Below are 26895 nucleotides of genomic sequence, written 5' to 3' on the forward strand. Positions count from 1 at the left end.
TGCGGCCCGTCAAAGGCCCAGGCGCGCGCGGGGCAGGGCGGCGCGGCCCGGCGGCGGCGCGGGCCACCGTGCGCCGCCCCGCTTAACAAATCTTGAAAAATCCAAAACAAACCAGGACGTTCCAGGGCCCTGCCCGGGGAAGGTTCTTGCATGTCCGGCGTCCAACGGCCGGGGGGCGGCAGAAAGTGCAGCCGCCTCCCTTTCCAGCCGGGGGCACAAACCAAGGAGCAAGGACATGTCCATTTCCAGCGTAGGCGGACAGGGCGCATCGTCGCTGCAGGAACTGCTGGCGATGATGCAGTCCGCGTCGCAATCCTCGGGCGGGGCCGATGACACCAGCGCGTCGTTGTCGGCCAAGCTCATGGAGGAGTTCGACGCGGACGGCAACGAGGAACTGAGCGAGGACGAGCTTGCCGCGCTCATGGAAAAGCTCGAGGCCATGCGGGAAAATCTGGCGATGATGAACCAGATGCGCATGGGCGAGCGGCCCGAGGGCGACGACGGCGGGCTCATCGGCTCGCTGATGCAGGCCCTGGACGAATCGGGCGAGACCGAGGCTGCCGACGCCGACGGCGACGGCGTGGTCAGCCCCGAGGAGGTGCTCGAGTACTTCGGTATCACCCAGGACGACGCGCTGCTGGCGGCCACCCAGGGCGGCGGCTCCCAGGGCGCCGGGAGCGACGCGCAAGAGGAGCAGGCCGCCGAAACCTCCGTGAGCGGGGCCGCCGCCTCGGGCTCCTCGTCCTCCACCCAGGAGGCCGACCTCAACGGCGACGGCATCGTGACCCAGGAGGAATGGGCCGAGTTCTACGGCGTGAGCGCGGAAGACCTCGCGGCCATGGGCCTGGGCTCCGGGCAGCAGACCGGGTCGAGCGGCTCCATGGCCAAGCTGCTGCGCGAGGCCATCCAGGCCTACAGCCAGGCCTACGGGCAGCAGGACGCGCAGTCCGGGCAGGACCTGGGCACGCTGCTGGACCAGGGCTCCGCGAACGTGGATTCCATGGCCTAGGGGTCCTGCCGCGCCAGGGCCGCGAAACGAAAGCCGACCCGTCTGGAATGGCGGGTCGGCTTTTATTGCGGCCTGTGGCGCGCCGGGCGGCGGGGGGTGCGCCGGGCAGCGGGGGCGGGGTGTGCCTTTTCCGGGGCCGGGCGGCCTCAGCCCGGGAGCAGGGCGCTGACGCAGGCCACGGCCTTGATGCCCTTCTTTTCGCCGGTGAAGCCCAGGCCCTCCTCGGTGGTGGCCTTGACGTTGACCCGCTCCGGAGGCAGGCGCAGCAGCCCGGCCACGGCGGCCTGGATCTGCGCCTTCCAGGGCGCCAGGCGCGGCACCTGGCAGATGACGGTCAGGTCGGCGTGGACGACCTCGACCCCGGCCTCCAGCGCCATTTCCAGCACCTCGTTGACCAGCACGGCGGAGGGCACGGCCTCGTAGCGCGGGTCGGTGTCCGGGAAATGTTCGCCGATGTCGCCCCGGCCCAGGCAGCCCAGCAGGGCGTCGGCCAGGGCGTGCAGCAGCACGTCGCCGTCGGAGTGGGCGACGACCTCCGGCCCGCCCTGGATGGGCACCGTGCCCAGGACCATGGGCCGCCCGGGGCCGTACTTGTGGACATCGTAGCCCCAGCCGGTGACGGGCACGCGGGGCGCGGGGTGCGGGGCGAGCATGCGCAGGTCCTCCGGGGTGGTGATCTTCACGTTGGCCTCCTCGCCGGGCACCACGGCCACCTCCAGGCCCAGGGCCTCGACCATGGACGCGTCGTCGGTCACGTCCTGCCCGTGGCGGGCGCAGTGCTCGTGGGCGGCCAGCAGGTCGGCCAGGACGAAGGCCTGGGGCGTCTGCACCGCCGCCAGCTCCGCCCGGGGCAGGGTGGCGGCCACGCGGCCCCCGGCCACGCGCTTGACCGTATCCTTCACGGGCACGGCGGGAATGGCCGCGCGGGCGCCCGCGTCCAGGGCCGCCAGCAGCGCCGTGACCAGGGCGGCGGAGGCGAAGGGCCGCGCCGCGTCGTGGACCAGCACCCGCATGCAGCCCGGGGGCAGCGCGGCCAGGGCGGCGGCCACCGAATCCTGGCGGCGCGCCCCGCCCGGGGCGAAGCGCAGGGGCAGGCCGGGGTCCTCGGCGGCGGCCAGGGCCTCGGCCTCGGCCCGGGCCCGCTCGAAATCGGCGGCGGGGAAGGCCAGCACCAGCCCCTGGACCCCGGCCACGCGGGCCAGGGTGCGCACGCTGGCCCAGTACAGCGGCGCCCCGCGCCAGGGCAGGAACTGCTTGCCCGTGCCGAGCCCGGCGGCGGCCATCCGCGTGCCGCTGCCAGCGGCCAGAACCACGGCCCATGTGCTCATCGCACCTCCCGGATGCGCTGCGGGCGCGCCGGGGGGATGCCCCCGGGCGCGCCCGGCTGTGTAGTCGTCGAAGAAATGGGAGCCGGACTGTAAGCCGGGTTCTGTTCCCCTTTCGGGGTGGCCATCATTCCTCTAGGACGACGGTTGCCCGCCGCCTCAAGCAGCCTACCCGAAGGCATCGGCCGGGCCAGCCTCGATCGCCTTCCTATTTGGCCTTGCTCCGGACGGGGTTTGCCGAGCCGGCCAGGTCACCCTGGCCGCTGGTGGGCTCTTACCCCACCGTTTCACCCTTACCCTCCGAGGAGGGCGGTTTGCTTTCTGTGGCACTTTCCGGGGATTTCGCCCCCTGGACGTTATCCAGCGTCCTGCCCTGCGGAGCCCGGACTTTCCTCTCCGGCCCTTGCGGGCCGCGGCGATGGCCCGTCCGGCTCCCAAATATCCAGCTAAGTCCGCCCGGCTCCGCAGTCCAGGGCCGGGCGGAAGCGCGGGTCAGCGGTCATCGCTGTCCGCGTCGTGGTCGTCGGGGCCGTCGTGGTCGTCGGAGTAGCGGGGCTCCTCGTCGTACCCGGCGTCGTCGGGCCCGGCCTCGTCCTCGTCATCGACCATGGGCACGATGGTGCGCGCGGCGGCGGCGGCCAGGTTGGAGTCGCAGGCCTGGAAGTGCTCGCACCAGTAGATCAGGCGCTGGCAGTTGGGGCACGACAGGATGGTTTCGCCCTTTTGCAGGTCGTTGAAGGCCTGGGGCGGAATCTGGATGAAGCAGCCCGAGCACACGCCCGCCGTCACCGGCACGATGACCGGGTTGGAGATGCGCTCGCGGATGAACTCGTAGCGCTTGAGCACCGGGCCGGGCACGACCACGCAGGCATCCTCGCGCTCCTTTTGCAGCTCGGCCAGGCGCTTGCGGGCCGAGGCCGAGCGCTTCTTCAGGTTGCCCTGGTACTCGTCCAGGCGGGCCGTCAGCTCGGCGTGCTCCTTTTGCAGCTCGTCGAGCAGGGTGGTCTGGCGCTCCAGCTCTTCGGCCAGGGCGACCTTCTCTTCCTCGCGGTTGCGCGTGGCCTTCTCCATGTTGTCCATCTCGCGCATCATGGCGTGGTATTCGCGGGTGTTGCCAGCCATCATGAGCTTATTCTTGCTCTTCTTGATGCGCGAGGTGTTGTCGTCGATCTCCAGGTCCAGCCGCTTGCGCTGGGTCTGGAGGATGTCGAGCTTGTCTTCGAGCACGGCCTTGCGCTCGAGGAATTCGGCGTTCTTGGCCTCCAGTTCGGCCAGCTCGCGGGGCATGCTGCCCAGTTCCTCTTCGAGGACGAGGATCTCGCCGTCCACCTTCTGGAGCACGACGAGTTTTTCGATCTGTTCGAGGTACATGCTCAAGGGGCTATCCTCCCATGGCCGCACGCGGCGACCGCTTCGGTATGCGCAGCCCTGCGGGGCCGGCCTTGGTTGCACGGTTCCGGGCGGGGCCCGGAGCGCCTATCGGGGCAGGTGGACCCGCAAGGGGTCGCTGCCGGGGAAAAAACGCACTGCGACGCCCTGCGGGCCGAGACGCTCGTCCAGCAGGGCGGCCATCTCGCGGACCATACGCTCCTCCAGGGAGAAATGGCCCACATCGATGGTGAAAATCTCGGCCTCCATGGCCTGGTGGTACTTCAAATCGCCGGTGACGAGCACATCGGCGCCCGCCGCGCGGGCCGCGCCGCCCAGGGCCGCGCCCGAACCCGTGCAGTAGGCCACGGTGCCCACCGTGCGGGGCGTCTCGCCCGCCAGGGCCCAGAAATCGCGCTCCACGCAGTCGGCCAGCCGCGCGGCGAAGTCGTCCCAGGGCAGGGGCGCGGGCAGCTCGCCCGCCAGCCCGAAGCCCGTGCGCGGGGCGTCGGGCCCCGTGGGTTCGAGCACGCGCAGGCCCGTCAGCTCCAGGGCGCGCGCCAGCCAGCCCGCCGGGCCCGCGGGCTGCACGTCCAGGGAGGTATGCGCCGCGAAGAGCCAGGCCCCGGACGCGAGCATCGCCCGCGCGGCGTCGAGAAAATAGCCCGGGTGCGACAGGGGCCGGGGCTCCATGTACAGCGGGTGGTGCGTGAGCACCATGTCCGCCCCCCAGGCCAGGGCCTCGCGCAGCCGCTCGGGCGCGGGGTCGATGGTCACGGCCAGCCTGCGCACGTCCTGGCGCGTTCCGGCCACCTGCACGCCGCAGTTGTCCCACGCGGCGGCCCCGGCGGGCGGGGCGATCTGCTCGATGCAGGCGATGAGCGCGGCGTGATCCATGGTCTCTCCAGCATCCGCCCGGCTCCCGGGGGCTCCGGGATGGGGGACGCGTGCGGTTGCCGTCTGCCTGGCGGGCCGGGAGGTCGTGGTGGGCCAAGCAGGGGTCGAACCTGCGACCATCCGGTTATGAGCCGGGGGCTCTGCCAACTGAGCTATTGGCCCATCTGGTGCTCGCCAAGCCGAATTTCATATCCTTGTATGGTGCATTGTGTCAAGGCTGCGCGGGGGTTGCCCGGTGCGCCGGGCCGGGCCCGGGGCGGAAAAAAACGCCGGGCCCCAGCTGGGACCCGGCGGGAAAAGGCGCCCTGCCTGGCGGCTCAGGCCTTGGCCTTGGGGCACTTGTCGCGGCAGTACTTGATGGCCTGACGGGCGGCGATGGCGCCCTCGCCCACGGCCACGCTGATCTGGGCGAAGCGGCCCACGCAGTCGCCCGCGGCGTACACGCCGGGGATGTTCGTCTCCTGCATGGCGTTGGCCACGATGTGGTTGCCGTTGCGCTCCAGGCCCAGGGTCCAGGCGAAGTCCGACGAGGAGGCCTCGCCCATGGCGATGAACAGGCCGTCGGCGGCGTAGGTCTGGCCGTCCTCGAAGACCAGGGTGTCCAGGGCCGGGGCCCCGCGCAGCTCCACGATCTTGCCTGTGAGGACCGCGATGTTGGCCTCTTCGAGCTTCTTCAGGTATTCCTTGGAGATGGTCATTTCCTTGCCCTGGGTGCACAAGGCGACCTTGTCGGTGTAGGCCAGCAGCTCCAGGGCCTGGCTGGCGGCGTAGACGCCTTCGCCCAGGGCCACCACCGGGCGGCCCCGGTAGAAGAATCCGTCGCACGACACGCAGTAGGAGATGCCCTTGCCGTCGTAGTCGTCGAAGTTGGAGATGCCGGGGCGGACCTTGGAGACGCCCGTGGCCAGGATCACGGCGCAGGCGTCGTAGTGGCCGGACTCGGTCTTGACCTCGAAGCGCATGGCCTCGTTCATGTGGATGCCCAGCACCCGGGCGGTGACGATCTGGGCGCCGAAGCGCTGGGCCTGGGTACGCCCGGCGGCCATGATGTCGTTGGCCTTGGTGGTCTCGGGGAAGCCGAAATAGTTGTCGATGTCGTAGTCTGCGTCGATCTTGGGGGTCAGGCCGACCACGACGGTCTCGATGCCCGCCCGGGCGGCGTAGATTGCAGCGCTGAGGCCGGCGGGGCCCTGGCCGACGATCAGCAGTTGGACCTGTTGCATGGGGATTCCTCGGGGGTTGTCGATTGCAGGCAAGCCCCCAGTGTATCAGGACCCGGCCCGGCCCGCAACCGTGCCCACGCGCCGCGCAAGGTAGAGGAACGGCGTGTCCAGCAGGGCCACGAAGCTCTTGAAGGCGTAGGTGGTGAACATGATCTCCAGCAGCACCGGCCCGGGGAACACGCCCCAGAACGCGACGACGCAGAAGATGGACGAATCCAGCAGCTGGCTGACCAGGGTGCTGGCGTTGTTGCGCAGCCAGAGCATGGAGTCGCCGGTGCGGCTCTTCCAGAAGTGGAACGCCCACACGTCGTGGAGCTGGGACACGAGATAGGCCGCCATGCTGGCCAGGGCGATGCGCGGCAGTACGCCGAAGATGGCTTCCAGGTGCGGCTGGGCGAAGTCGTCGGCGGTGGGCGTGAAGGCCAGGGCGATCTGCATGTAGACCGTGGCCAGCACCAGCACGGTGAAGCCGAGCATGACCCCGCGCTTGGCCTCGGCCTTGCCGTACAGCTCGCCGAGCATGTCCGTGGCCAGGAACACGCTGGCGTAGAGCACGTTGCCCAGGGTGGTGGTCAGCCCGAAGAGCTGCACCGTCTTGAGCACCTGGACGTTGCACAGGATGAGATTGAAAACGATCAGGCCGTAGAGCCCGGCCTTGCCGAAGAGGCGGTGCAGCACCACGACCATGGTCAGGTCGAACAGGGCAAAGCCCACCCAAAGCATCTCGTTGGACATGTCAAACTCCGGAGTGATGTTTTAGATGGAGGGCGGCCTCCATCCCGGCGCCGTGCCGGAAGGGCTCTGTCTATAGGCGCCTTCGGGGCGGGGGTCAAGGGCGGGGGTGGAACGCAAAAAGGCCGCCCTGGGGCGGCCTTTGGATTTGTGTGCTGTGACGCGCCGGCCCGCGCCGGGGGGCTCAGCCCGCAGCGTCCCTGCGCAGGGCGTCCTCGCCGCATTCACCGGCCAGGCAGACCTGGTTGCGGCCTCGCTCCTTGGCCAGGTACAGGGCGCGGTCGGCTTCGCGGACCAGGTCCACGTTGCGCGAGAAGCCGCCCGGGGTGAGGGAGGCGACGCCGATGCTGGCCGTGACCGCAAGCTCCCGGCCCTCGAAGCAGAAGCGCAGGGCCTGGACCTTGGCCCGCAGGCGCTCGGCCAGCAGCAGGGCCTGGGCCTGCCCGGTGTGCGGCAGGATGACGCAGAACTCCTCGCCGCCGTAGCGCGCGGCGAAGTCCGTGGAGCGCAGGGTGTCCTGGAGCAGTTGGCCCACGTCCTTGAGCACCGTGTCCCCGGCCTGATGGCCGTGGGTGTCGTTCACGGCCTTGAAGTGGTCCAGGTCGAGGATGAGCAGGGAGATGTCCTGCCCGTAGCGTTGGGCGCGGGAAAGCTCCTCCACGATGCGCTCGTCGAAATAGTGGCGGTTGTAGATGCGCGTGAGGCCGTCGTGGTCGGCGCGCAGCTTGACCTCGCGGTAGAGCAGGGCGTTTTTCAGCGCCAGGCCCAGGTGGCTGACGGCGGAGTTGAGCACATCGCGCTGCTGGCGCGTCAGGCGCACGTCCTCGCCGGTGAGCAGAGCCAGGCAGCCGAAGCTGCGCCCGCCCGCCTTGAGGGGCAGCAGCATCAGCCTGCCGTCGCGCGGGGTCAGGTCCGCGCCCTGGGCCACGGCGTCGGCGTCCATGAGGTAGGTCAGCTGGTAGCTCTCCACCTTGGCGCCCGAGAGCCTGCGCGCGCTGCCCAGCAGCAGTTCGATCCACTGCTCCTGCACGGCGGCGTCCTCGTGGAAGGCCAGGAAGATTTCGCTCTCCATGGTGTCCTTGCCCATCTCCTGCCAGAAGATGCCCTGGGCGGCGGTGACGGGCATGAGCCCGGCCAGGTCCTTGCGGGCGGTGGCCACGATGGTCGCGGGGTTCAGGCTTTCGGACACCCGGGCCATGAAGCTGTTCAAAAACAGCAGGTAGTCCGTCTTGCGCGAGAGAATTTCCCGCTCCAGGGCAATCTCGCGGGTCATGCGCATGATATCTTCGTAGAGCGAATGGACCTCGCCCGCCTTGCGCATGGTGTCGGTGATCTTGGCCTCGGCCAGGGGGCGGCGCAACACGGTCAGAAAGCCCATGTCGATGAAGGCCTCCAGGTCGGCCTCGCCGCCGGGGTCGAGCACCAGCACTTTCTGCGGCGGGTCCCATTCCAGGATGGCGGCGCGCCCGGCGGCGTCCAGCCGTTCCCACACGCGCATGGGAATCCAGATCAAAAAGGGCGTCTCTTCGTCCATTTCCGTTTCGCCGGGCAGGGCGGACTCGGGCCAGTTGCGCAGGGTGCAGCCGGGCACGGCGGTCTGGATGCGCACGGCGTCAAGCTCGGCGAGGCCCAGGCCCCAGAAGAGGATGTTCGGTTCCACGGTGTTCATTGCGGCGTCCTTTGTGCTGTGGGGGCGAAATCGCAGTTTGGATAGCAAGAACGGGGCCAAACTGTCGCCGGACCGGGCCCGGGCGCGCCAGCCCTGGCGCGCGGGGATTTTTTACCCCCGGGGCGGGCGGTCGGATTTTTGACTGCCGCGCGGGCGCGGGCTAAACCCCCGGCGCGGCCCTGCCGATGAACTGACAGGGGCGCGCCGCGCGCCCGGCACCCGAGCGCCCCGCAACGCCCGCCAGGAGGCAGGACCGCCCAATGCCCGAAACACCGCTGGTTTCCATCGTGGTCGCCAACTACGACTACGCCTGCTACCTGCCGCGCCTGTTCGACAGCCTCGCGGGGCAGACCTTCGGCCTGGGGCGGGTGGAGCTGGTGGTGGTGGACGACGGCAGCACCGACGGGTCCGTGCCCGTGGCCCGGGCCCTGGGCGCGGCCTTGGGGCTGGCGCGGCTGCGCGTGTTGCCCCTGCGCCACCAGGGCCACCCCGGCCCGGTGCGCAACGCGGGCCTGCGCGTGGCCGCCGGGCGCTACCTGCTGTGCCTGGACCCCGACGACGAGCTGGCCCCGGGCTTTCTGGCGCGCACGGTGGCCGCCCTGGAGGCCGACCCGGGCGTGGCCCTGGCCTATACGGATTATGTGGAGTCCGGCCCCGGGGGCAGCCGCGACGTGGCCCTGCCGGAGTTCGACCCGGGCCTGCTGCGCACCCAGAATCCCCTGACCCTGGCCACGCTGATGCGCCGCGAGGTGTTTGCCGCCAGCCGGGGCTTTTCGGCGGCCACGGCCTACGAGGATTGGGACTTCTGGGTCCAGGCGGCGGCGGCAGGGTTTGCCGGGGTGCGCGTGCCCGCGCCGCTGTTTTGCTACAACCACCACCGGGCCAATTTTTCCTGGCGCGCGCGGCTGGCCGATGGCCGGGCCAAGGCGCAGATCGTGGCGGACAACAAGTATTTCTTCGACCCCGAAGTGCTGGCCTGGGCCCGGGCGCTCTTGCGCGGCGAGGCCTGGGCCGTGCCCTTCAAGCGCGGGCTCATCCCCCGCGCCCGGGACGTGGCCGCCCTGCGGGCCATCGCGGCGGACGTGGCCCGGGCGCGCCGGGCCGCGCCCCTGGCCCGGGCCCAGGGTTCTTGACGCGCGGCGCCAACGGGTTCATCATCAAACACCATGGAATCGCGGAAAATCTGGGCCACCCTCGATCCCTTCCACGAGGGCGGGGAGATCATGGGCCGCAGCGTGGCCAACGAGGCCTTCCTGCGCGCCCTGCTGACCCTGGACCCCCTGGACGAGTATCATTTCTTCCTGCGCGACCAGGTGCTGGCCCGGGGGGTGGACGAATTCCTGGCCCGCGAGTTCCCGGCCCAGCACGGCGACGGGCGCCTGCGCGTGCGCACGCGCCGCGAGCTGCCCGGGGCCCTGGGTGCCACGCGCTACCACTGCTTCCACCTCTCGGACTGCATCAACAGCCCCGCGCACCTGGCCCGGCTGCGCAACGCCCTGGCCCCGGCGCTGTTCCCCATCACCGCGCCCACCCATTCCCTGAGCTACACGCGCTACATGCGCGACCTCTTGGCCCACCTCTGGCCCGGGGTCACGCCGCGCGACTGCGTGGTGGCCACCTCGCGCGGGGCCGTGGGCGTGCTGGGCGCGCTCTACGACCACCTGGACGGCTGCTACGGCCCGCTGCCCCGGCCCCGGGTGGAGCGCATCCCCCTGGGCGTGGACACCGACGCCCTGCGGCCCCCGACCCCGGCCCAGCGCGCCGCCGCGCGCGACCGCCTGGGGCTGGACGACGACCAGTGCGCCATCCTGGTCTTCGCGCGCATCTCGCAGTATTCCAAGATGGACCTCGTGCCCGTGCTGCGCGCCGCGCGGCGCATGGCCGCCGGGGGCGTGGACCTTGCGCGCCTGCGGCTGCTGGTGGCGGGCTGGACCGATGCGGGCGACCCGTATCCGGCCACCCTGGCGGCCCTGGCGGCCAACGCGGGGCTGCGCCTGGACGTGATTTCGCGGCCCGACGAGGCGGCCAAGTGCGCCCTGTTCCACGCGGCGGACGTGTTTCTCTCGCCGGTGGACAACCCCCAGGAGACCTTCGGGCTCACGGTGCTGGAAGCCGCCGCCTTCGGGCTGCCCTGCGTGGTGTCGGACTACGACGGCTACCGCGACCTGGTGGAGGATGGGCGCACCGGCCTGCTGGTGCCCACCCTGGGCCCGGGCCCGACCCCCGACGTGGACGCCCTGGCGCCGCTGGTCTTCGACAACCAGTCGCACCTTTTACTGGCCCAGCAGACGGCGGTGGACGTGCCCGCCCTGGCCGGGGCCCTGGCGCGGCTGACCCAGGACCCCGCCCTGCGCCTGGCCATGGGCGACGCCGCCCGGGCGCGGGTGGAGGCCGGGTTCACCTGGGCCGCGGTGGTCCGTCGCCATGTGGAGCTGTGGGACGAGCTGTGGGCCGCGCCCGTGGACGAGGCCGCCCTGCGCGGGCGGGCCCATCCGCTGCACATGCCCTACGGCGCGGCCTTCGCGGGCTACCCCACGGCGGCCTGGGACGACGCCCTGGCCCTGCGCTGGTCGCGCACGGGCGAGGCCGTGTATCGCGGGCAGGACTACATCACCGTCTGCGCCGGGCTGGAAGGGCTGGTGGACCCGCAGGCCGTGGCCCGGCTGGTGTTTTTCGCGCGCAAGCCCCTGGGCGCGGGGGCACTGGCGGCCAAGGTGGCGGCGGCCTGCGCCCTGGACGCCGCCCAGGCCCGTTTCCTGGTGCTCTGGGCCCTGAAGCACGACCTGCTGGAACGCGCCGGGGACGCCGAGGCCCCTGGCGGGGCGGACTGACGTGCCCGAGGCGCCTGCCGGGCCCGGCTCCCTGGATTCCCGCGCCGCACAAGGCGGCGGCGCCCCGGCGGAGCTGCCCCGGGTGCGCCAGCACACCCTGTTGCGCCTGCGCGGGGGCACCACGGGCGTGGCCCGGCTGCTGCACGAGGCGCTCCTGGCCGCCGGGGCCGACGCGGGCCTGAGCTTCGAGCAGGATGACGCCCCGGGGGCTGCCCCGGGCGCTGCCCCCGGGGCCGAGCCCGCGCCGCCCGCCGCCCGCGTGCCCGGGGCCGAGGCGCGCGTTTCGCCGCTGGCCGCCGGGGCCTGGGCCCTGGCCGACGGCCCGGCGCTGTTGCACCTGCACGCCAGCGCCGACTGGCAGGCCTGCCTGCGCGGCGCGCTCTATGCGGGGGCGCGCACGCTCCTGACCCTGCACGACTGCCGCGCGCTCACGGGCGGCTGCCCCTACCCGCTGCGCTGCCGCGAGTGGCGCACGGGCTGCACGGACCCATGCCCCCGGGGCTTCGAGGAGGCCCGGGCGGCCTGCGCCGGGCGGCGCGAGCTGCTGGGCAGGCTGCGCCCCACGCTGGCCGCGCCCTCGCGCTGGCTGGCGGACATGGCCCGCCAGGCCCTGCCCGGGCTGGACGTGCGCGTCATCCCCAACGGCATCCCCTGGCCCGAGCGCGTGCCCGCGCGCGCCGAAGCCCGCGCCCGCCTGGGCCTGGGGCCGGAGCCGCTGCTGCTTTTCGCCGCCCACGGCGGCACCGAGGCCGCCTACAAGCGCGGCTGGCAGTGGGTGGAGTCCTTCGCGCGCATCCGGGCCCGGGTGCCCGGGGCGCAGTGCTTCATCGTCGGCGGCGGGCGCTACGAGCGGCGCGGCGACGGCGTGACCTTCTGGCCCTATGTGGACAACGCCACCATGCTCGCCTTCATGCGCGCCGCCGATGTGCTGGTCTACCCCAGCCAGGCCGACAACCATCCGCTGACCGTGCTGGAGGCCATGAGCCAGGGCCTGGCCGTGGCGGCCTTCGGCGCCGGGGGCATCCCCGAGCAGCTTTCCGACCCCGAGGCGGGCATTTGCGTGCGCAGCATGCAGTGGGCGGAGTTGGAGGAGGCCGTGGTGGCCCTGCTGTCCACCCCGGGGCTGGCCCGGCGCATGGGCGAACGCGGGTTCTTCCACGGGCAGAAGCGCTTCAGCGCCGCGCGCATGGCGGCGGACTACCTGAAGCTCTACCGCCGCCTGGGGGCCTGAGCTCCGGGTGGCCTCAGCCGCGCGGCGTCCTGCCGCGCAGGTTTTCTTTCAGGAAATCAAGGACGATGCGTGCTGTCGGCTTGTGGTAGAGCATGCCCACATGGCAGACCGGCGCGCCTTCCCGCTCGTGCCAGCCCGGCACCGCGATGCGCAGGCCCTCCGGGGGCAGGACCATGTTGTCCATGGGCGAGTAGATGCTCAGGCAGGGCACGGCGGGCGGTTTGTCGGCGGCCTCCACGGCGCGCACCAGCGGGCCCCGGAAGGCCAGGGTCCGGCCCAGGGCGCTCAGGCCCAGCCCGGCCAGGGTGCTGCCCTGGTGCGGCGCGCCCAGGGTCACGGCGGCCAGCACCCGTCCGGCCAGGGGGCTGGTGTTCAGGAACTGGCGGATGGCCAGCCCGCCCAGGCTGTGGCCCACCAGGACCACCCCGCGCCCGGGCCGGGCCGCGTCCAGGCGGCGCACCTCGTCCTGCACCTGGGCCACAATGCCCGCGAAGCTGTCCACCAGGCTGTTGTAGGTCATGGCGTGCAGGTCGCGGTATCCGCCAGCGCGGAACCAGGCCGAGAAGAAGACCCAGGCCGAGGCCGTATGCGTGTAGCCGTGGACGAAGAGCACCGGCGGCCCGGCCCCGGGGCCGGGGTCGCGCTCCAGGGGCGCCAGCCAGTATTTCTTGAGCAGGAAGGCCGGGTAGAGCGCCACGCTGGCCACCTGGCTGACTAGGCTGGATGCGAAGGCCGCCACGGCCCAGCGCCAGACGCGGCCCCCGGAACGCTCGCGGAGCAGGTCCATGTGCGGCGTGCCGACGGCGGTGCTCCAGAAGCGCCAGTAGGTCACGGTGCAGACCGTGAGCACGCCAAGGGCCAGGGCGGTGAGGATCAGGGACGCGAGCATGGGTTTCCTTGCGGCGGGGCCGCCGGGCCATGGTAGGGCCGGGGCGCGCAAAAGGGAAGGGGCCTCAGGCGATGGGCACCAGGTTGCCCAGGAACTGTTCCACGCTGCGCTCCCAGGTGTGCTCCAGGGCCAGGGCCCGGCACTGGGCGGGGTCCATGGCCAGGGCGCGGTCCACGGCGTGGCTCAGGTCCTCGTCCAGCCAGCCGGTGCGGCCATGGGCCACCACGTCGCGCGGGCCCGGCACCGGATAGGCCGCCACGGGCACCCCGCAGGCCATGGCCTCGATGAGCACGATGCCGAAGGTGTCCGTGCGGCTGGGAAAGACGAACACGTCGGCGGCGTCCAGGTGCACGGCCAGGTCCAGCCCGGTCTTGCGGCCCAGGAAGCGCGCGGCGGGATAGCGGCGGCGCATGGCCTCCAGGGCCGGGCCGTCGCCGATGACCACCTTGGAGCCGGGCAGGTCCAGGCCCAGGAAGGCGTCCAGGTTCTTCTCCACGGCCACGCGGCCCATGTACATGGCGATGGGCCGGGGCAGGTCCAGGGCGGCCTTGCCGCGCGGGCAAAACAGCTCCGTATCCACCCCCCGGCCCCAGTGGCGCAGGTTGGCGAAGCCCCGGCGGGAGAGCTCCTCGCGCAGGCTGGGCGTGGAGACCATGGTCGCCGCCGCCGGGCGGTGGAACCAGCGCAGGGCGCGGAAGGTCCATGCCTCGGGCATCCCGGAGCGCAGGCGCACGTAGTCGGGAAAGCGGGTCATGAAGGCCGTGGTGAACGGCCAGCCCCGGCGCAGGCAGTGGTTACGCGCGGCCAGGCCCAGGGGGCCCTCGGCGGGCACGGCCACGGCCTGGGGCGCGAATTCGTCCAGCAGCCGCCCCAGGCGCCGCCCGGGCAGCACGGCCAGGCGGATGTCCGGGTAGGTGGGGCAGGGCACGCTGCGGAACAGCCCGGGGTGGACGACCAGCACCTCGTGGCCGCGCGCGGCGAGCCCGGCGGTCATGCGGTTCAGGGTGGTGACCACGCCGCTGGTCTGCGGCTGCCAGGCGTCGGTGCAGATGGCGATTCTCATGGGCGGCGGGCTCCGGGCGCCGGGGGCGGCGCGGGGTTGTGCGCGGGCGTCGGGCAGGGGCTGCGGGCATGGGTACACCGCCCGCAGGATTGTGACAACGCGCAACGGCCCGCAAAGCGCCGTCGTCACCGGAATTTCGCCCGGGCGTCACCGCGTTGCCACGCGGCGAGGGCGCAGGATGCGGAGCGGTGGCGGGGGGCGCGCGGGGTGCAAGACGGGAGGGCCGCCCGGCCCTGGCCCGGTGGCGCAGGCGGGGGCGGGCAGGGCGAAAGCGCAACGGTTGGGCAGGCGGTTGTTGACGGATGGGGCTGGCCCGCGCGCGGCGGGCGGGGGCGGTTTCGGGGCAGGGCGTCCTTGCCCGCCCGTGACCGGCCGCGGACGGGAGATGAGAGGGACCGGACGGACTGCGGGCGCGGGCCGGGGGCAATGTTACATTTTTGCCGTTTCGTTGACACGAAATCGCCGGGGCGCCTATGGTCGCCGCCTTCCCCCGCGCTGCGGGGCAACACGGCATGCAAGCCCGCCGGACGCCCGGCCCGGGCATCAAGGAGCCAGGATATGAATGCACACGCAACCCCGACCCCGCGCCGGAGCGGGCGGCCCTGCGCCCCCTGCGCCAGCCCCGCCGTGCGCCAGCGCCGGGGGGTGGCCGTGGTGGCCAACCCGGCGGCGGGGCGCCTGCGCGGCGGGCGCTCGCGCGGGCGGCTGGACGCCGTGGCCCGCAGCCTGGGCGCCCCGGTGCTCGGGCTGGACTGCGCCAGCGCTCCGGAGTTCCGCAGCTGCGTGGCCGAGGCCTCGCGGGAGTTCGAGGTGCTGCTGGTGGCGGGCGGCGACGGCACCTTCACCGACGCCCTGAACAGCGAGCGCGGCCCAGCGGCCCTGGGCTACCTGCCCTTCGGCACGGGCAACGCCCTGGCCTGGGCCCTGGGCCTGCCCGGCGCCCGGGGGCGCTACCTGGAGCGCGTGCGGCGCGGCGAGGGCCGGGCCGTGGGCATCATGCGCGTGGACGGCGCGCGCAAGGCGTTTTTCGCCAGCATCGGCATCGACGCCCTGACCGTGCGCAAGTACAACGAGGCGCGGCTGGGCCACGGCCTGGGGCGCTACGCCCTGGCCTTTGCCGCCGCCCTGGCCGAGCACGACCCGGCGGACCTGGAAATCCGCGACGGGGCCACGGTGCTGCCCGTGCCCCGGGCCCTGGCGACCATCATCTCCAAGCACCCCTTCTACGGCTACGGCCTGCGCGTGAACCGGGGCGCCATCACCGATCCCTGCCTGCACGTGCGGGCCTACAACCGCTCGCGGCTGGCCTCCCTCAAGGCCCTGGCGGCGGCGGCCCTCAAGATCGCGCCCACCACGGGCGTCTTCCACCGCGGCACGGCCTTGACCATCACCTGCGACCGCGACCAGGCCCTGCAACTGGACGGCGAATGGGGCGGCACGGGCCGCCAGTTCCATTTCGAAATGCTGCCCGAGAGCGTGCGACTGATCCTGTAGGCCGGACGAAGTCCCGCCACGCCCGCGCATGGCAAACAAAAACCCCGCCGAAGCGGGGTTTTTGTTTGCCATGGGGCCGGGGCGGCCGGTGGGGCTCAGCCGTCCGCGTTGATCTTGGCCAGGATTTCGTCCAGCACCTTGGAGGCGCGCTCGTTGTCCACCTGGCAGGTGCCCACGGCCTGGTGCCCGCCGCCGCCGTAGCGCAGCATGAGCTGGCCCACGTTGGTCTTGCTGGTGCGGTTGACGATGCTCTTGCCCACGGTGAACACGGTGTTCTGCTTGTTCAGGCCCCAGAGCACATGCACGGAGATGTTGGCCTTGGGGAACAGGGCGTAGATCATGAAGCGGTTGCCCGCGTAGATGGTCTCCTGGTCGCGCAGATCGATGATCACGGCGTTGCCCTGCGCGGTGGAGTTGTCCAGCAGCATCTGGCGGAAGAGCTTCTCCTGTTCCTTGTAGCGGTCCACGCGCTCGCGCACGTCGGGCAGCTCCAGGATCTTTTCCACGGGCATGGCGCGGCAGTATTCGATGAGGTCTTCCATGAGCCGGTAGTTGCTGATGCGGTAGTCGCGGAAGCGGCCCAGGCCGGTGCGCGGGTCCATGATGAAGCCGAGCAGGATCCAGCCCGTGGGGTTCAGGATCTCGTCCTCGGTGAGCTGCGCATCGTCCACCTTGTCCACGGCGGTCATCATCTCATCGAAGTCTTTGGGGAATTTGTCGTGTCCGCCGTAGTATTCCCAGATCACGCGCGCGGCGCTGGGGGCCTGTTTGTAGGCGCCCTTGAACTCGAAGTCCGTGCCCAGGCGGGCAGCCTCGGAGGCGTGGTGGTCGAACCACATCCCGCAGCCCTTGACGTAGGGCACGTTGGCCAGGATGTCGTTCTCGGAGACTTCGATGGTGCCATCCTGCAAATCCTTGGGGTGGGCGAATTTCCATTCGTCGATGAGCCCCAGCTCGTTGAGCAGGACGGCGCAGATCAGGCCGTCGAAGTCGGAACGGGTAAGCAGCCTCATGGATGTCCTCCTTGAATTCTCCTGTCTCGGCGGGCCTGTCGCAGCGGGGCGGCGGGCCCGTGTGGCATTCGCCCCTGCACCCTGTAATATGCCCAATTGAATTTTATTGTCAAAGTATTTGAAATGCGTGGCCTCACAATGTCCGCCGGGCGGGAGCGCGCCGTGTCGGCTCGGCGCGGGCAGCGCCGCAGGGCCAGGGCTGCCCGGCGGTGCGCGAGTCCTCTCCGGCTGCCTGGCCCGCCCGGGCTAGCCTGCGGCGCCCTGGCGGGCCAGGGCCTGGCAGCGCAGCTCGCGCAGGCGGCGGCCCGATTCCTCGCCCAGGCCGCGCAGCGGGCCGGGCAGGGTCACGGCGAGCATGGCCCGCAGGTCGCGCCGGGCCAGGGGCGCGTGGTCCTGCCCGTGGTCGGCCTGCGCCAGGCGGAACATCTCCTCCACCAGCCGCGCGCGGTGCAGGGTGTCCAGCAGGTCCACCCGCGTGGCCGGGCGCAGCTCGGGGTAGCGCGCGGCGGTCATGTGCAGGGCGGCGGCCAGCTCCCCGGCCTGGATGAAGCGGTTGGGCAGGGCCAGGCGCTGGCCCAGGGCCCGGGCCAGGGGCGCGCCCAGGCGGTCGTGGCCGTGGTGGCTGGGGTGGCGCTCCCGGGGGGTGGCCGTCTTGCCCAGGTCGTGGGCCAGGGCCATCCAGCAGGGCAGCTCGTCGCCCGCCAGGCGGTCCATGACCTGGGCGGTGTGCTCCAGGGTGCTTTCGTCGTGCCAGGGCGCGGGCCCGGCGGGGATGGTCTCTGCCCCGGCCAGCTCGGCCAGCCAGGGCGCCAGGGCCCCGGCCTGGGCCAGCACACGCAGCAGCCGCCCCGGGGCCGGGCTGCACAGGGCCTTGCGCACCTCGGCGCCCACGCGCTCGGGGGGCAGGGCGGCAAAGGCTGCCCCGGCGGCGGCCCGGGCCATGGCGGGCACAAGGTCGGGGTGCGGCGCGAAGTCGGGCATGCGCGCCAGAAAGCGCGCCGCGCGCACCACGCGCAGGGGGTCGTCGTCCAGGGAGGTCGGCCCCACGGGGCGCAGCAGGCGCGCGTCCAGGTCCGCCAGGGAGTGGGGCAGGCCCACGGCCAGCTCGCGCACCCGGGCCGGGTCCGGCTCGGCGGGGTAGTCGGGCAGGGGCAGGGCCAGGGCGTTGATGGTGAAATCGCGCGCCAGAAGGTCCGCCCCCAGGTCGGCCAGCAGGTCGCAGGCCTGGGCGCCGCCGCAGCAGGCCACGCGCCCGCCTTCGCGCGGGAAGGCGAACTCCTGCCCGCCCACCAGGAACACCGGGAAGGCCTTGCCCACCTGGCGGGCCCTCGGGAAGCGGCGCAGGAACTGGGCCGTGGTCGCCCCCAGGACGAGGTAGTCCCTGTCGTTGGCCTCGCGCCCCAGGAGCATGTCGCGGACCGCGCCGCCGACCAGACAGATGAGCATGGCCCAGCAATAGCAGCCCCGGGGAGCCTTGCCAATGGCCGCGCCGCGCGGGGGATTGCGCGGCCCCCGGGCGCTTGGGCCCGGCGCTGGGCCGGGCCTCTCCCATGGGGTGGCGGGTGGCCGGTGCCTTGGTCCTTGCGCGGGGAGAAGCGGCGAGGTGCTTCTTCCTGGAATCCTGGCGCAATCACGAATTGACCGCGCACGCGGGCACGCGTACAACCCGCCCATGCACCTGCCAGCCGGAGTCAGCCTCCTGGGCCCGGGCCTCGACGGCCTGGCCCGCCCCCTGCGCCCCGAGGCCCTTGGGGCGGCGCATGCCCTGTGGGCTGCGGACGTGGCCGCCCTGGGCCCCTGGGTCGAGGACGACGACGGCCTGCACCGCGCCGCCGGGGCGCCTTCCGGCGCGCCGCTGTGCGTGTGCGGCCCGTGCACCTCGGCCCTGGACGTGGGCTGGGCCCTGGCGGGGCAAGGCGCGCTGCCCGAGTGGGGCGCCGTGCTGGCCGTGGCCCAGAGCGCCGGGCGCGGGCAGCTGCGCCGCGCCTGGCACAGCGCCCCGGGCGACCTGCTGGCGGCCTGGCGCTGGCCCGCGCCCCCGGGGCCGTGGGCCGCGCTGGCGCCGCTGCTGGCCGGGGCCGTGGTCTGCGACGAGCTGGCCGCCCGGGGCCTTGCCGTGCGCGTCAAATGGCCCAACGATCTGCTGGTGGGCGGGCGCAAGGTCGGCGGCATCCTGGTGGAGGAGCGCGGGGGCGTGGTGCTCGTGGGCCTGGGGCTGAACCTCGCCAGCGCCCCGCAGGACCACGAGCTGCGTGACGACGCCGTGCCCCGGGCGGATTTCCTGACGGCCCACGGGGAAATGAAATCGATTATCTCCCTGTGGCGGAGTCTTGTGGAGCGGGCCGAAAATTGGTATGCCCTGAAAGTTTCCGGCGGCAGTCCTGCACAATTTCTGGAAAGCTTCACCCTCCGCCTGGCCTGGGTGGGCCGGGAGGTGAGGGTTCGCGAAGCGGAGGGCGACTTTTCGGCCCGGTTGCTCGGCCTGGCCCCTGACGGGGGGCTTGTCCTTGAGCGTTCGGGCCGCAGGGTGACCCTGCACTCCGGGAGCGTTTTCCTGCCATGACGTGCCTGCTGCGCCGGGGGGTGCACGGACGGTTGAGGACCATCAGCCCAAAGGGAGTGTACGGAATTGTCTGAGCAGCAACTGCGTCCCAAGCCTTTCAAGGAAGTGCTCAACGAGCTTTCCGGCAAGAAGATTCTCGTGGCCAACCGGGGCATTCCCGGTCGGCGCATCGCCCGCACCATCCGCGAGATGGGCGGGGCCGTGGCCATCATGACCGCCACGGACGTGGACAAAACCTCCCCGGTGCTGTCCGGCGTGCAGGAGTTGTTGCTGCTGGGCGACAACCCCCGCGCCTACCTGGACATCGACCGCATCATCCGCAAGGCCAAGGCCCGCGGCATCGTGGCCATCCATCCCGGCTGGGGCTTCGCCGCCGAGGACGATTCCTTCCCCGAGAAATGCAAGCGCGCGGGCATCCTGTTCCTGGGGCCCGAGGCCACGGCCATGCGCCTTTTGGGCAACAAGGTCGAGGTGCGCCGTCTGGCCCAGACCCTGGACGTGCCCGTGGTGCCCGGCTCCGAGGGTGCAGTGAGCATCCCCGAGGCCCGGCGCATCGCCGAGGAGATCGGCTACCCCATCATGCTCAAGGCCGAGGGCGGCGGCGGCGGGCGCGGCATCTACGAGGTCTTCCGGCCCGACCAGCTCGAGGACGCCTTCGCCAAGGCCTCGGCCATGGCCCAGGCCTCCTTCGGCAACCCGCGCCTGTTCGTGGAACGCCTGCTGACCAGCGTGCGGCACATCGAAATCCAGGTGGTGGCCGACCGCTTTGGCAACGCTTTCGCCTTCGACGAGCGCGACTGCACCGTGCAGCGCAACCACCAGAAGCTGGTGGAGATCACCCCCTCGCCCTGGGCGGGCATGACCCCCGAGCTGCGCGAGCGGCTCAAGGAATACGCCATCCGCCTGGTCAAGGCCGTGAACTACTTCTCCCTGGCCACGGTGGAATTTCTGGTGGACCAGAGCGGCACGCCGTACCTCATCGAGGTCAACACGCGCCTGCAGGTGGAGCACGGCATCACCGAGATCCGCTACGGCGTGGACCTGGTGGAGGAGCAGATCGCCGTGGCCTTCGGGGCCAAGCTGCGCCTGAACAAGCGCGACACCCGGCCGCTGAACCACGCCATCCAGGTGCGCATCAACTGCGAGGACCCGCAGAAGAACTTCGCCCCCAACTCCGGGGTTATCACGCGCTACGTCTCCCCGGGCGGCCCCGGCATCCGGCTCGACTCGTGCATCACCGCAGGCTACGAATTCCCCTCGCAGTACGATTCGGCGGCCTCGCTGCTGGTGGCCTACGGTAAGTCGTGGAAAAAGGCCCTGCGCGTCATGGACCGCGCCCTGCGCGAGTACCATATCGGCGGGCTGAAGACGACCATCCCCTTCCACCGCCAGATCGTGCGCAACCAGGCCTTCCGCGACGCCGAGTTCGACACCAACTTCGTGCGCACGCATCCCGAGCTCATGGACTACGTGGACTGGGAGCCCGAAGCCCTGCGCCTGTCGCGGCTGGTGGCCGAGATCTCGGCCAAGGGCTACAACCCCTACGTGCAGCTTGGCGAATACCGGGGGCGGCGCGACAAGCGCATGGGCCACCTCGAGGTGGTGCTGCCGCGCATCTACCCCAACGCCTACAAGTACCCGTATCCGCGCCACGACCGCCAAGCCACCCTGGACTACCTGCGCGACTCGGACCACGTCCACTTCATGGACACCACCACCCGCGACATCACCCAGTCCAACAGCGGCAACCGCTTCCGCTGGGCCGAAGACAAGCTCATCGCCCAGTACCTGGACAACTGCGGGTTCTTCTCCCTGGAGAACGGCGGCGGCGCGCACTTCCACGTGGCCATGCTGGCCAACATGACCTACCCGTTCACCGAGGCCGCGCTGTGGAACGAGTTCGCGCCCAAGACCCTCAAGCAGATCCTCATCCGCTCCACCAACGTGCTGGGCTACAAGCCCCAGCCCTCGAACCTGATGCGCAAGACCGGCGAGATGATCAATGAGCATTACGACGTCATCCGCTGCTTCGACTTCCTGAACCATATCGAGAATATGCGGCCTTTTGCCGAGGTCGCCCTGGCCAGCAAGCGCAACATCTTCGAGCCGGCCATCTCCTTGTCCTGGGCCAAGGGCTTCACCGTGCAACACTACCTGGACGTGACCGAGGCCATCGTGACCCTGGTGCGCCAGGTGGCGGGCGTCAGCGCCAAGAAGGCCCAGCGGCTGTTCATCCTCGGCCTGAAGGACATGGCCGGGGTCTGCCCGCCGCACTTCATGCGCGAGCTGGTGGGCGCCCTGCGCCGCAAGTATCCCGACCTGGTGCTGCACTACCACCGCCACTACACCGACGGGCTGTTCGTGCCCGCCGTGGGCGCGGCGGCCAAGGCCGGGGCGCACATCGTGGACACGGCCATCGGCGCCAGCGTGCGCTGGTACGGCCAGGGCGAGGTGCTCTCCACGGCGGCCTACCTGGAGCAGGAGCTGGGCCTGAAGACCAACCTGAACAAGGAAATGATCCGCACCTGCAACTTCGTGCTCAAGCAGATCATGCCCTACTACGACCGCTACACCGCGCCGTATTTCCAGGGCATCGACTACGACGTGGTGGACCACGGCATGCCCGGCGGGGCGACCTCCTCCTCCCAGGAGGGGGCCATGAAGCAGGGCCACATCCACCTGTTGCCCTACATGCTCAAGTTCCTGGCCGGCACGCGCCAGATCGTGCGCTACCACGACGTGACCCCCGGCTCGCAGATCACCTGGAACACGGCGTTTTTGGCCGTGACCGGGGCCCACAAGCGCGGCGGTGAGCGCGCCGTGCGCGACCTGCTCGACGTGCTGGAATACGTGGTGGCCACCCCCGAGCGCGACATGTCCGACAATATGCGCCGCGAGCGGCTGGCCATCTACTGCGACGCCAACGACGCCTTCCGCAACCTGCTGCTGGGCCAGTATGGCCGCCTGCCCCTGGGCTGGCCGCCGGACTGGGTCTACGAGAGCGCCTTCGGCCCCGAATACCGCAAGGCCCTGGCCTCGCGCTCCGAGGAATCGCCCCTGGGCAAGCTGTGCGACATGGACATGGACGCCGAGCTGGAGGCCCTGCGCGGGCACATCAAGCGCGAACCCTCCGACGAGGAGTTCGTCATGTACCTGAACCACCCCGGCGACGCGCTCAAGACCATCCAGTTCCACCAGAAGTTCGGCGACCCGAACAACCTGCCCCTGGACGTGTGGTTCGAGGGCCTGGAGCCCGGGCGCGAGGTGACATTCCAGGACTCCAAGCGCAAGCCGCACATGATGTCCATTCTGGACATCGCCGAGCCCGACGAGCGCGGCATGAGCATCGTGCGCTACGTGCTCGACGCCGAGACGCTCTCCGAGCAGGTCAAGGTGGCCCAGGGCACCGGGGCGCGCAAGAGCACGGTGGAGATGGCCGACCCGGACAACCCCCAGCAGGTGGGCTCGCCCTCCAACGGCGACCTCTGGATCATGTACGTGGCCCCCGGAGATGTGGTAAAGGCCGGGGAAGAGTTGTTCAACATCTCGATCATGAAGCAGGAAAAGGCCGTGCTCTCCCCGGTGGACGGCGTGGTCCGGCGGGTGCTCAAGTCCGCCAACTACAAGGACGAGAAGAAGATGGTTCCCGTTGTCGAAGGCGAGCTGCTGGTGGAGATCGGGCCCATCCCCCGGACCTGCCCCACCTGCAAGATGCACGTCCTCGACGAGCGGTTCAAGTTCTGCTCCGAGTGCGGGCAGAAGCTGTAGACGAGAAGGCCGCGCGGCGCCCTCGGCGCCGCGCGGCCCTCGCCGCCGGAAGCCCCCCCCGGGGCTCCGGCGCGCGTGGCTGTTCGACGTGCGACGGGCCGGACTCCGGATGGGGCCGGCCCGAGGTGAGCATTCCCGTTCCATGCCGCTAAGGAGGAGAGCATGGCCAAAGCCAAGAAAGCCGAGCAAGGAAAGAGCGCCGAAGCCCCCGCCGCCCAGCCCCAGAGCCTGGATGTGGCCGAGCTGCGCAGGCAGATCGTGCTGAACGGGGCCGACATCACGGCCATCGGCGAGGAGTCCGAGATCCTGGTCGGCGGCAAGAACTACAACACCGCCATCATCAGCCAGGTGCCGGGCATCCGTGCTCCGCAGTTCCGGGCCATTTCCTCCATCGCCTTCCACAAGCTGCTGGACGAGACCAAGGTCAACGCCGCCCTGGTCCGCTCCACCGTGGACGCGGAGTACAACCGCGTGGACTGGAACGACGAGGAGGTCAACAAGGACTCGGACTTCCTGCAGAAGTTCGTGCGCAACATCGCGCGTATCGTGCGCCAGGGCGCCTCCAGCGGCCCGCTGGTGCGCCTGCGCACCTTTGTCAACAACGTGGTGGACGGCTTCGCCACCTCCCCCGAGGGCATCGACCAGCTGCGCAAGCGCTCGGTGCTCGTGCAGTCGGCCATCCTTTCCGTGGAGCTGCCCGCCGAGGTGGACCAGGCCGTGCGCGCCGCCTACCTGGGCATCTGCAAGGAGGCCGGGCTCGAAGACGTGCCCGTGGCCGTGCGCTCCTCCGCCGCTGGCGAGGACAGCCGCAAGAAGGCCTTCGCCGGGCTTCAGGACACCTACCTGAACATCGTGGGCGAGAACATGTGCGTGGAGGCCTACCACTGGGACTGCGCCTCGGCCTACAACCTGCGCTCCATGACCTACCGCCGCGAGGCCATCCTCGACGCCATCGCCCGTGCCGAGCGCACCGGCGACGACGAGTACGCCGCCCAGGCCAAGAAGGAATGGGCCATCGAGAACACCTCGCTGTCGGTGTGCATCATGCGCATGATCAACCCGGTGATCTCGGGCACCGCCTTCTCGGCGGACACCGCCACCGGCTGCCGCGGCACGGACAAGAAGGAGCTGGTGTCCATCGACGCCAGCTACGGCCTGGGCGAGGCCGTGGTGGGCGGCATGGTCACCCCCGACAAGTTCTACGTCTTCGAGCGCGAGGACGGGGCCGAGGTCGTCATCCGCTTCATGGGCTTCAAGGACAAGAAGATCGTCTACGACCCCGAAGGCGGCACCAAGGTCGTCAAGGTCGGCGACCTGGAGACCTACCAGTGGTCCCTGTCCCTGGCCCAGGCCGAGGAGGTCGCCCGGGGCGTGCGTGGCATCTCCAGCGCCTACGGCGGCATGATCATGGACACCGAGTTCTGCATCGACAGCTCCGACCGGCTGTGGTTCGTCCAGGCCCGCCCGGAGACGCGCTGGAACGAGGAGTTCGAGCAGCACCCCAACACCATCTTCATGCGCCGCCTGGAAGTGGACCCCAAGGCCCTGGCCCGGGCCGAGGTCATCATCGAGGGCAACGGCGCCTCGCGCGGGGCGGGGCAGGGCACGGTGCGCTTTTTGCGCTCGGCCCTGGAGCTGAACAAGATCAACAAGGGTGACATCCTGGCCGCCGAGCGCACCGACCCCGACATGGTGCCCGGCATGCGCATCGCCTCGGCCATCCTGGCCGACGTGGGCGGCGACACCTCCCACGCGGCCATCACCTCGCGTGAGCTGGGCATCCCGGCGGTCATCGGCATCCAGCGCGCCGAGATCCTGCGCAGCCTGGACGGCCAGGAGGTCACGGTGGACGGCTCGCGCGGCAAGGTCTACCGCGGCTGCCTGCCGCTGATGGAAGTCGGCGGCGAGATCGACACCGCGGCCCTGCCGGCCACCAAGACCAAGGTCGGCCTGATCCTGGCCGACGTGGGCCAGTCGCTGTTCCTGTCGCGCCTGCGCCAGGTGCCGGACTTCGAAGTCGGCCTGCTGCGCGCCGAGTTCATGCTCGGCAACATCGCCGTGCATCCCCTGGCCCTGGAGGCCTACGACAACCGCAAGCTCGAGGTGCTGGTCAACCGCAAGCTGCGCCAGCTCGACGCCGAGCTGACCAAGATCCTGCGCGAGCACCTGGCCACGGGCATCCAGACCCTGGACCTCAAGCTGCGCGAGTACGTGGCCGTGGTCAGCGGCCTGGGCAACGAGATCGCCGGGCTCACCGAGCGCGAGGGCGCCCGGGGCGGCACCGACGAGGTGCTGGCCATCCACCGCCGCCTGCGCGAACTGGACAAGAAGCTCGACGGCCACCTGGAGCTGGCCACCCAGCGCCTGGAAGTGCTCAAGACCTCCGAGGACCTGGAAGCCCACGTGGCCGTGATCATGGGCTACACCGAGATCCTCGAGGCCCCGGGCACCGACCCCGAGGTGGACAAGCGCCGCCAGGACGCCCTGGAGGCCGTGCAGGCCCATTGCGCCAAGGTCCAGGACGAGCCCATGGTCCAGGACGTGCTGGAGCGCATCAGCCGCCTGCGGACCGAGGTCGCCCGCCAGGTGGGCCTGGAAAAGGAGATCGAGGACGTGCGCACCCTGCCCGGGAAGATCCGCGAGCTGATCCGCTCGCGCGGCTTCCGCAACGGCAAGGAGCACTACGTGCAGACCCTGGCCCAGAGCCTGGCCCTGTTCGCCATGGCCTTCCACGGGCGCGACATCGTCTACCGGACCACGGACTACAAGTCCAACGAGTACCGCAACCTGCTGGGCGGCAACCTCTTCGAGGCCCACGAGGACAACCCCATGATCGGCTACCGGGGCGTGTCGCGCAATCTCCACGACTGGGAGATCGAGGCCTTCAAGCTGGCGCGCGGCGTGTTCGGCGGCAAGAACCTCCAGATGATGCTGCCCTTCGTGCGCACCCTGGAGGAGGCCCGCAGCATGAAGCGCTACCTGGAGCAGGTCCACAAGCTCAGGAGCGGCAAGGACGGGCTGAAGCTCATCCTCATGAGCGAGATTCCGGCCAACGCCATCCTGGCCAAGCAGTTCATTCAGGAGTTCGACGGCTTCTCCATCGGCTCCAACGACATGACCCAGATGGTGCTGGCCACCGACCGCGACAACTCGCGCCTCCAGCACATCTACGACGAGGAGGACCCGGCGGTGGTCTGGGCCATCCTGGTGACCATCTTCACCGGCCAGAAGTTCGGCAAGAAAGTCGGCTTCTGCGGCCAGGGCGTGTCCAACAGCCTGGTCATCCGCGGGCTGGTGGCCATCGCGGGCATCGTTTCGGCCTCGGTGGTGCCCGACACCTACCACCAGACCAAGCTGGACATGGCCGCCGTCGAGGCCCTGGGCATCCCGGCCTCGCGCCTGGGGGCCTGGATCAAGGAGCAGCACCTGAACCGGCTGGTCAAGCTCATCGAAGATCACAAGTACGGGCATATCCTCAAGAAGTACAAGACCTCCGCCGACTTCATGGAGTGGTACGAGGGCGAACTGGCGCGCTTTGCCGTGCAGCTGCGCGACAACCTCGACGCCGACAAGGAGGAGTTCTACCGCCAGGAGCTGGAGCGCTTCCGCTCCCTGTTCCACAAGCCGGTGATCTACGCCGACTGGGACTGGGAGGCCACCGTGGCCGACGCCCTGCACCAGGCCGGGTTCAAGGACTTCGACGAGCAGGCCCGGGCCCTGGAGGCCCAGCGCCAGAAGAAGCTGTAGTCCGGGCCCCGGCCCGATGCGAACACCCGAGCCCCCTGCGGACATTCCCGGGGGGCTCGTTTTTCCGCCGCAG

Annotated in this window: 18 protein-coding genes, 1 tRNA gene and 1 other RNA gene; 8 read left to right on the top strand and 12 right to left on the bottom strand. The window is 70.8% G+C overall.

Annotated features, from left to right (window positions below; all coding sequences use genetic code 11):
* The first annotated feature begins 235 nt into the window (after window positions 1-235).
* Window positions 236-1009, top strand: coding sequence for an EF-hand domain-containing protein (locus tag G495_RS0105120; RefSeq protein WP_028586919.1), 774 nt, complete (start codon window positions 236-238; stop codon window positions 1007-1009).
* A gap of 146 nt (window positions 1010-1155) precedes the next feature.
* Here the strand turns inward: G495_RS0105120 and ispD are convergent, their stop codons facing one another.
* The 8 genes from ispD to G495_RS0105155 form a co-directional block, all read right to left on the bottom strand.
* Window positions 1156-2337 (bottom strand): 2-C-methyl-D-erythritol 4-phosphate cytidylyltransferase, encoded by a 1182-nt coding sequence (gene ispD / locus G495_RS0105125; RefSeq protein WP_028586920.1) that lies wholly within the window; start codon window positions 2335-2337, stop codon window positions 1156-1158.
* A gap of 74 nt (window positions 2338-2411) precedes the next feature.
* Window positions 2412-2769: RNase P RNA component class A (rnpB, locus tag G495_RS20215), an RNA gene on the bottom strand.
* 57 nt (window positions 2770-2826) lie between these two features.
* Window positions 2827-3705 (bottom strand): C4-type zinc ribbon domain-containing protein, encoded by an 879-nt coding sequence (locus tag G495_RS17760; protein WP_084457876.1) that lies wholly within the window; start codon window positions 3703-3705, stop codon window positions 2827-2829.
* Window positions 3706-3810: 105 nt separating this feature from the next.
* On the bottom strand, window positions 3811-4599 hold the full coding sequence (locus G495_RS0105135) for a Nif3-like dinuclear metal center hexameric protein (RefSeq protein ID WP_028586921.1): 789 nt from the start codon (window positions 4597-4599) through the stop codon (window positions 3811-3813).
* A gap of 86 nt (window positions 4600-4685) precedes the next feature.
* Window positions 4686-4761, bottom strand: a tRNA-Ile gene (locus G495_RS0105140).
* 155 nt (window positions 4762-4916) lie between these two features.
* Window positions 4917-5822, bottom strand: a complete 906-nt coding sequence (locus G495_RS0105145) for an NAD(P)/FAD-dependent oxidoreductase (protein ID WP_028586922.1) — start codon at window positions 5820-5822, stop codon at window positions 4917-4919.
* 45 nt (window positions 5823-5867) lie between these two features.
* A complete protein-coding gene (locus G495_RS0105150) occupies window positions 5868-6557 on the bottom strand; it encodes a queuosine precursor transporter (RefSeq protein WP_028586923.1) in 690 nt (229 codons plus the stop codon).
* Between the two features lie 181 nt (window positions 6558-6738).
* Window positions 6739-8223, bottom strand: coding sequence for a GGDEF domain-containing protein (locus G495_RS0105155; protein WP_028586924.1), 1485 nt, complete (start codon window positions 8221-8223; stop codon window positions 6739-6741).
* Window positions 8224-8483: 260 nt separating this feature from the next.
* Here G495_RS0105155 and G495_RS17765 point away from each other — a divergent pair, with 260 nt between their 5' ends.
* Genes G495_RS17765 through G495_RS0105170 form a run of 3 tightly spaced genes read left to right on the top strand, consistent with a single transcriptional unit; the run spans window position 8484 to window position 12285 of the window.
* Window positions 8484-9356, top strand: a complete 873-nt coding sequence (locus G495_RS17765; protein ID WP_051445083.1) for a glycosyltransferase family 2 protein — start codon at window positions 8484-8486, stop codon at window positions 9354-9356.
* 33 nt (window positions 9357-9389) lie between these two features.
* Window positions 9390-11054 carry a glycosyltransferase family 4 protein gene (locus tag G495_RS0105165; RefSeq protein WP_028586925.1) on the top strand — a complete coding sequence of 555 codons (1665 nt, stop codon included), beginning with the start codon at window positions 9390-9392 and terminating at the stop codon, window positions 11052-11054.
* Window position 11055: 1 nt separating this feature from the next.
* The gene (locus G495_RS0105170) at window positions 11056-12285 is read left to right on the top strand and encodes a glycosyltransferase (RefSeq protein WP_051445084.1); all 1230 of its coding nucleotides are present in this window, start codon (window positions 11056-11058) and stop codon (window positions 12283-12285) included.
* A gap of 13 nt (window positions 12286-12298) precedes the next feature.
* Here the strand turns inward: G495_RS0105170 and G495_RS17770 are convergent, their stop codons facing one another.
* Together G495_RS17770 and G495_RS0105180 are read right to left on the bottom strand one after the other, a co-directional pair.
* A complete protein-coding gene (locus tag G495_RS17770) occupies window positions 12299-13174 on the bottom strand; it encodes an esterase/lipase family protein (protein WP_051445085.1) in 876 nt (291 codons plus the stop codon).
* 64 nt (window positions 13175-13238) lie between these two features.
* Window positions 13239-14237, bottom strand: a complete 999-nt coding sequence (locus G495_RS0105180) for a glycosyltransferase family 4 protein (RefSeq protein ID WP_028586927.1) — start codon at window positions 14235-14237, stop codon at window positions 13239-13241.
* A 558-nt stretch (window positions 14238-14795) separates the two neighbouring features.
* Here G495_RS0105180 and G495_RS20210 point away from each other — a divergent pair.
* Window positions 14796-15731: a diacylglycerol/lipid kinase family protein gene (locus G495_RS20210; protein WP_169734355.1), complete on the top strand. Its 936-nt coding sequence runs from the start codon at window positions 14796-14798 to the stop codon at window positions 15729-15731.
* Window positions 15732-15826: 95 nt separating this feature from the next.
* On the opposite strand, the gene G495_RS0105190 is transcribed toward G495_RS20210, so the two are convergent.
* Window positions 15827-16744 (bottom strand): DHH family phosphoesterase, encoded by a 918-nt coding sequence (locus G495_RS0105190; RefSeq protein ID WP_028586929.1) that lies wholly within the window; start codon window positions 16742-16744, stop codon window positions 15827-15829.
* Between the two features lie 246 nt (window positions 16745-16990).
* Window positions 16991-18190: a tRNA nucleotidyltransferase/poly(A) polymerase-related protein gene (locus G495_RS22770; protein ID WP_028586930.1), complete on the bottom strand. Its 1200-nt coding sequence runs from the start codon at window positions 18188-18190 to the stop codon at window positions 16991-16993.
* Between the two features lie 226 nt (window positions 18191-18416).
* On the opposite strand from G495_RS22770, the gene G495_RS0105200 reads away from it, so the two are divergent.
* The 3 genes from G495_RS0105200 to G495_RS0105210 all read left to right on the top strand — a co-directional run bounded on the left by G495_RS0105200 (window position 18417) and on the right by G495_RS0105210 (window position 26822).
* Window positions 18417-19307 carry a biotin--[acetyl-CoA-carboxylase] ligase gene (locus G495_RS0105200; RefSeq protein WP_028586931.1) on the top strand — a complete coding sequence of 297 codons (891 nt, stop codon included), beginning with the start codon at window positions 18417-18419 and terminating at the stop codon, window positions 19305-19307.
* Between the two features lie 81 nt (window positions 19308-19388).
* Entirely contained in the window at window positions 19389-23075 is a 3687-nt protein-coding gene (locus tag G495_RS0105205) for a pyruvate carboxylase (protein ID WP_028586932.1), read from the top strand.
* Between the two features lie 162 nt (window positions 23076-23237).
* Window positions 23238-26822, top strand: coding sequence for a PEP/pyruvate-binding domain-containing protein (locus G495_RS0105210; RefSeq protein WP_028586933.1), 3585 nt, complete (start codon window positions 23238-23240; stop codon window positions 26820-26822).
* The last annotated feature ends 73 nt before the right edge of the window (window positions 26823-26895 follow it).

This window comes from Desulfocurvus vexinensis DSM 17965 (genome assembly GCF_000519125.1).
Lineage (GTDB): Bacteria > Desulfobacterota > Desulfovibrionia > Desulfovibrionales > Desulfovibrionaceae > Desulfocurvus > Desulfocurvus vexinensis.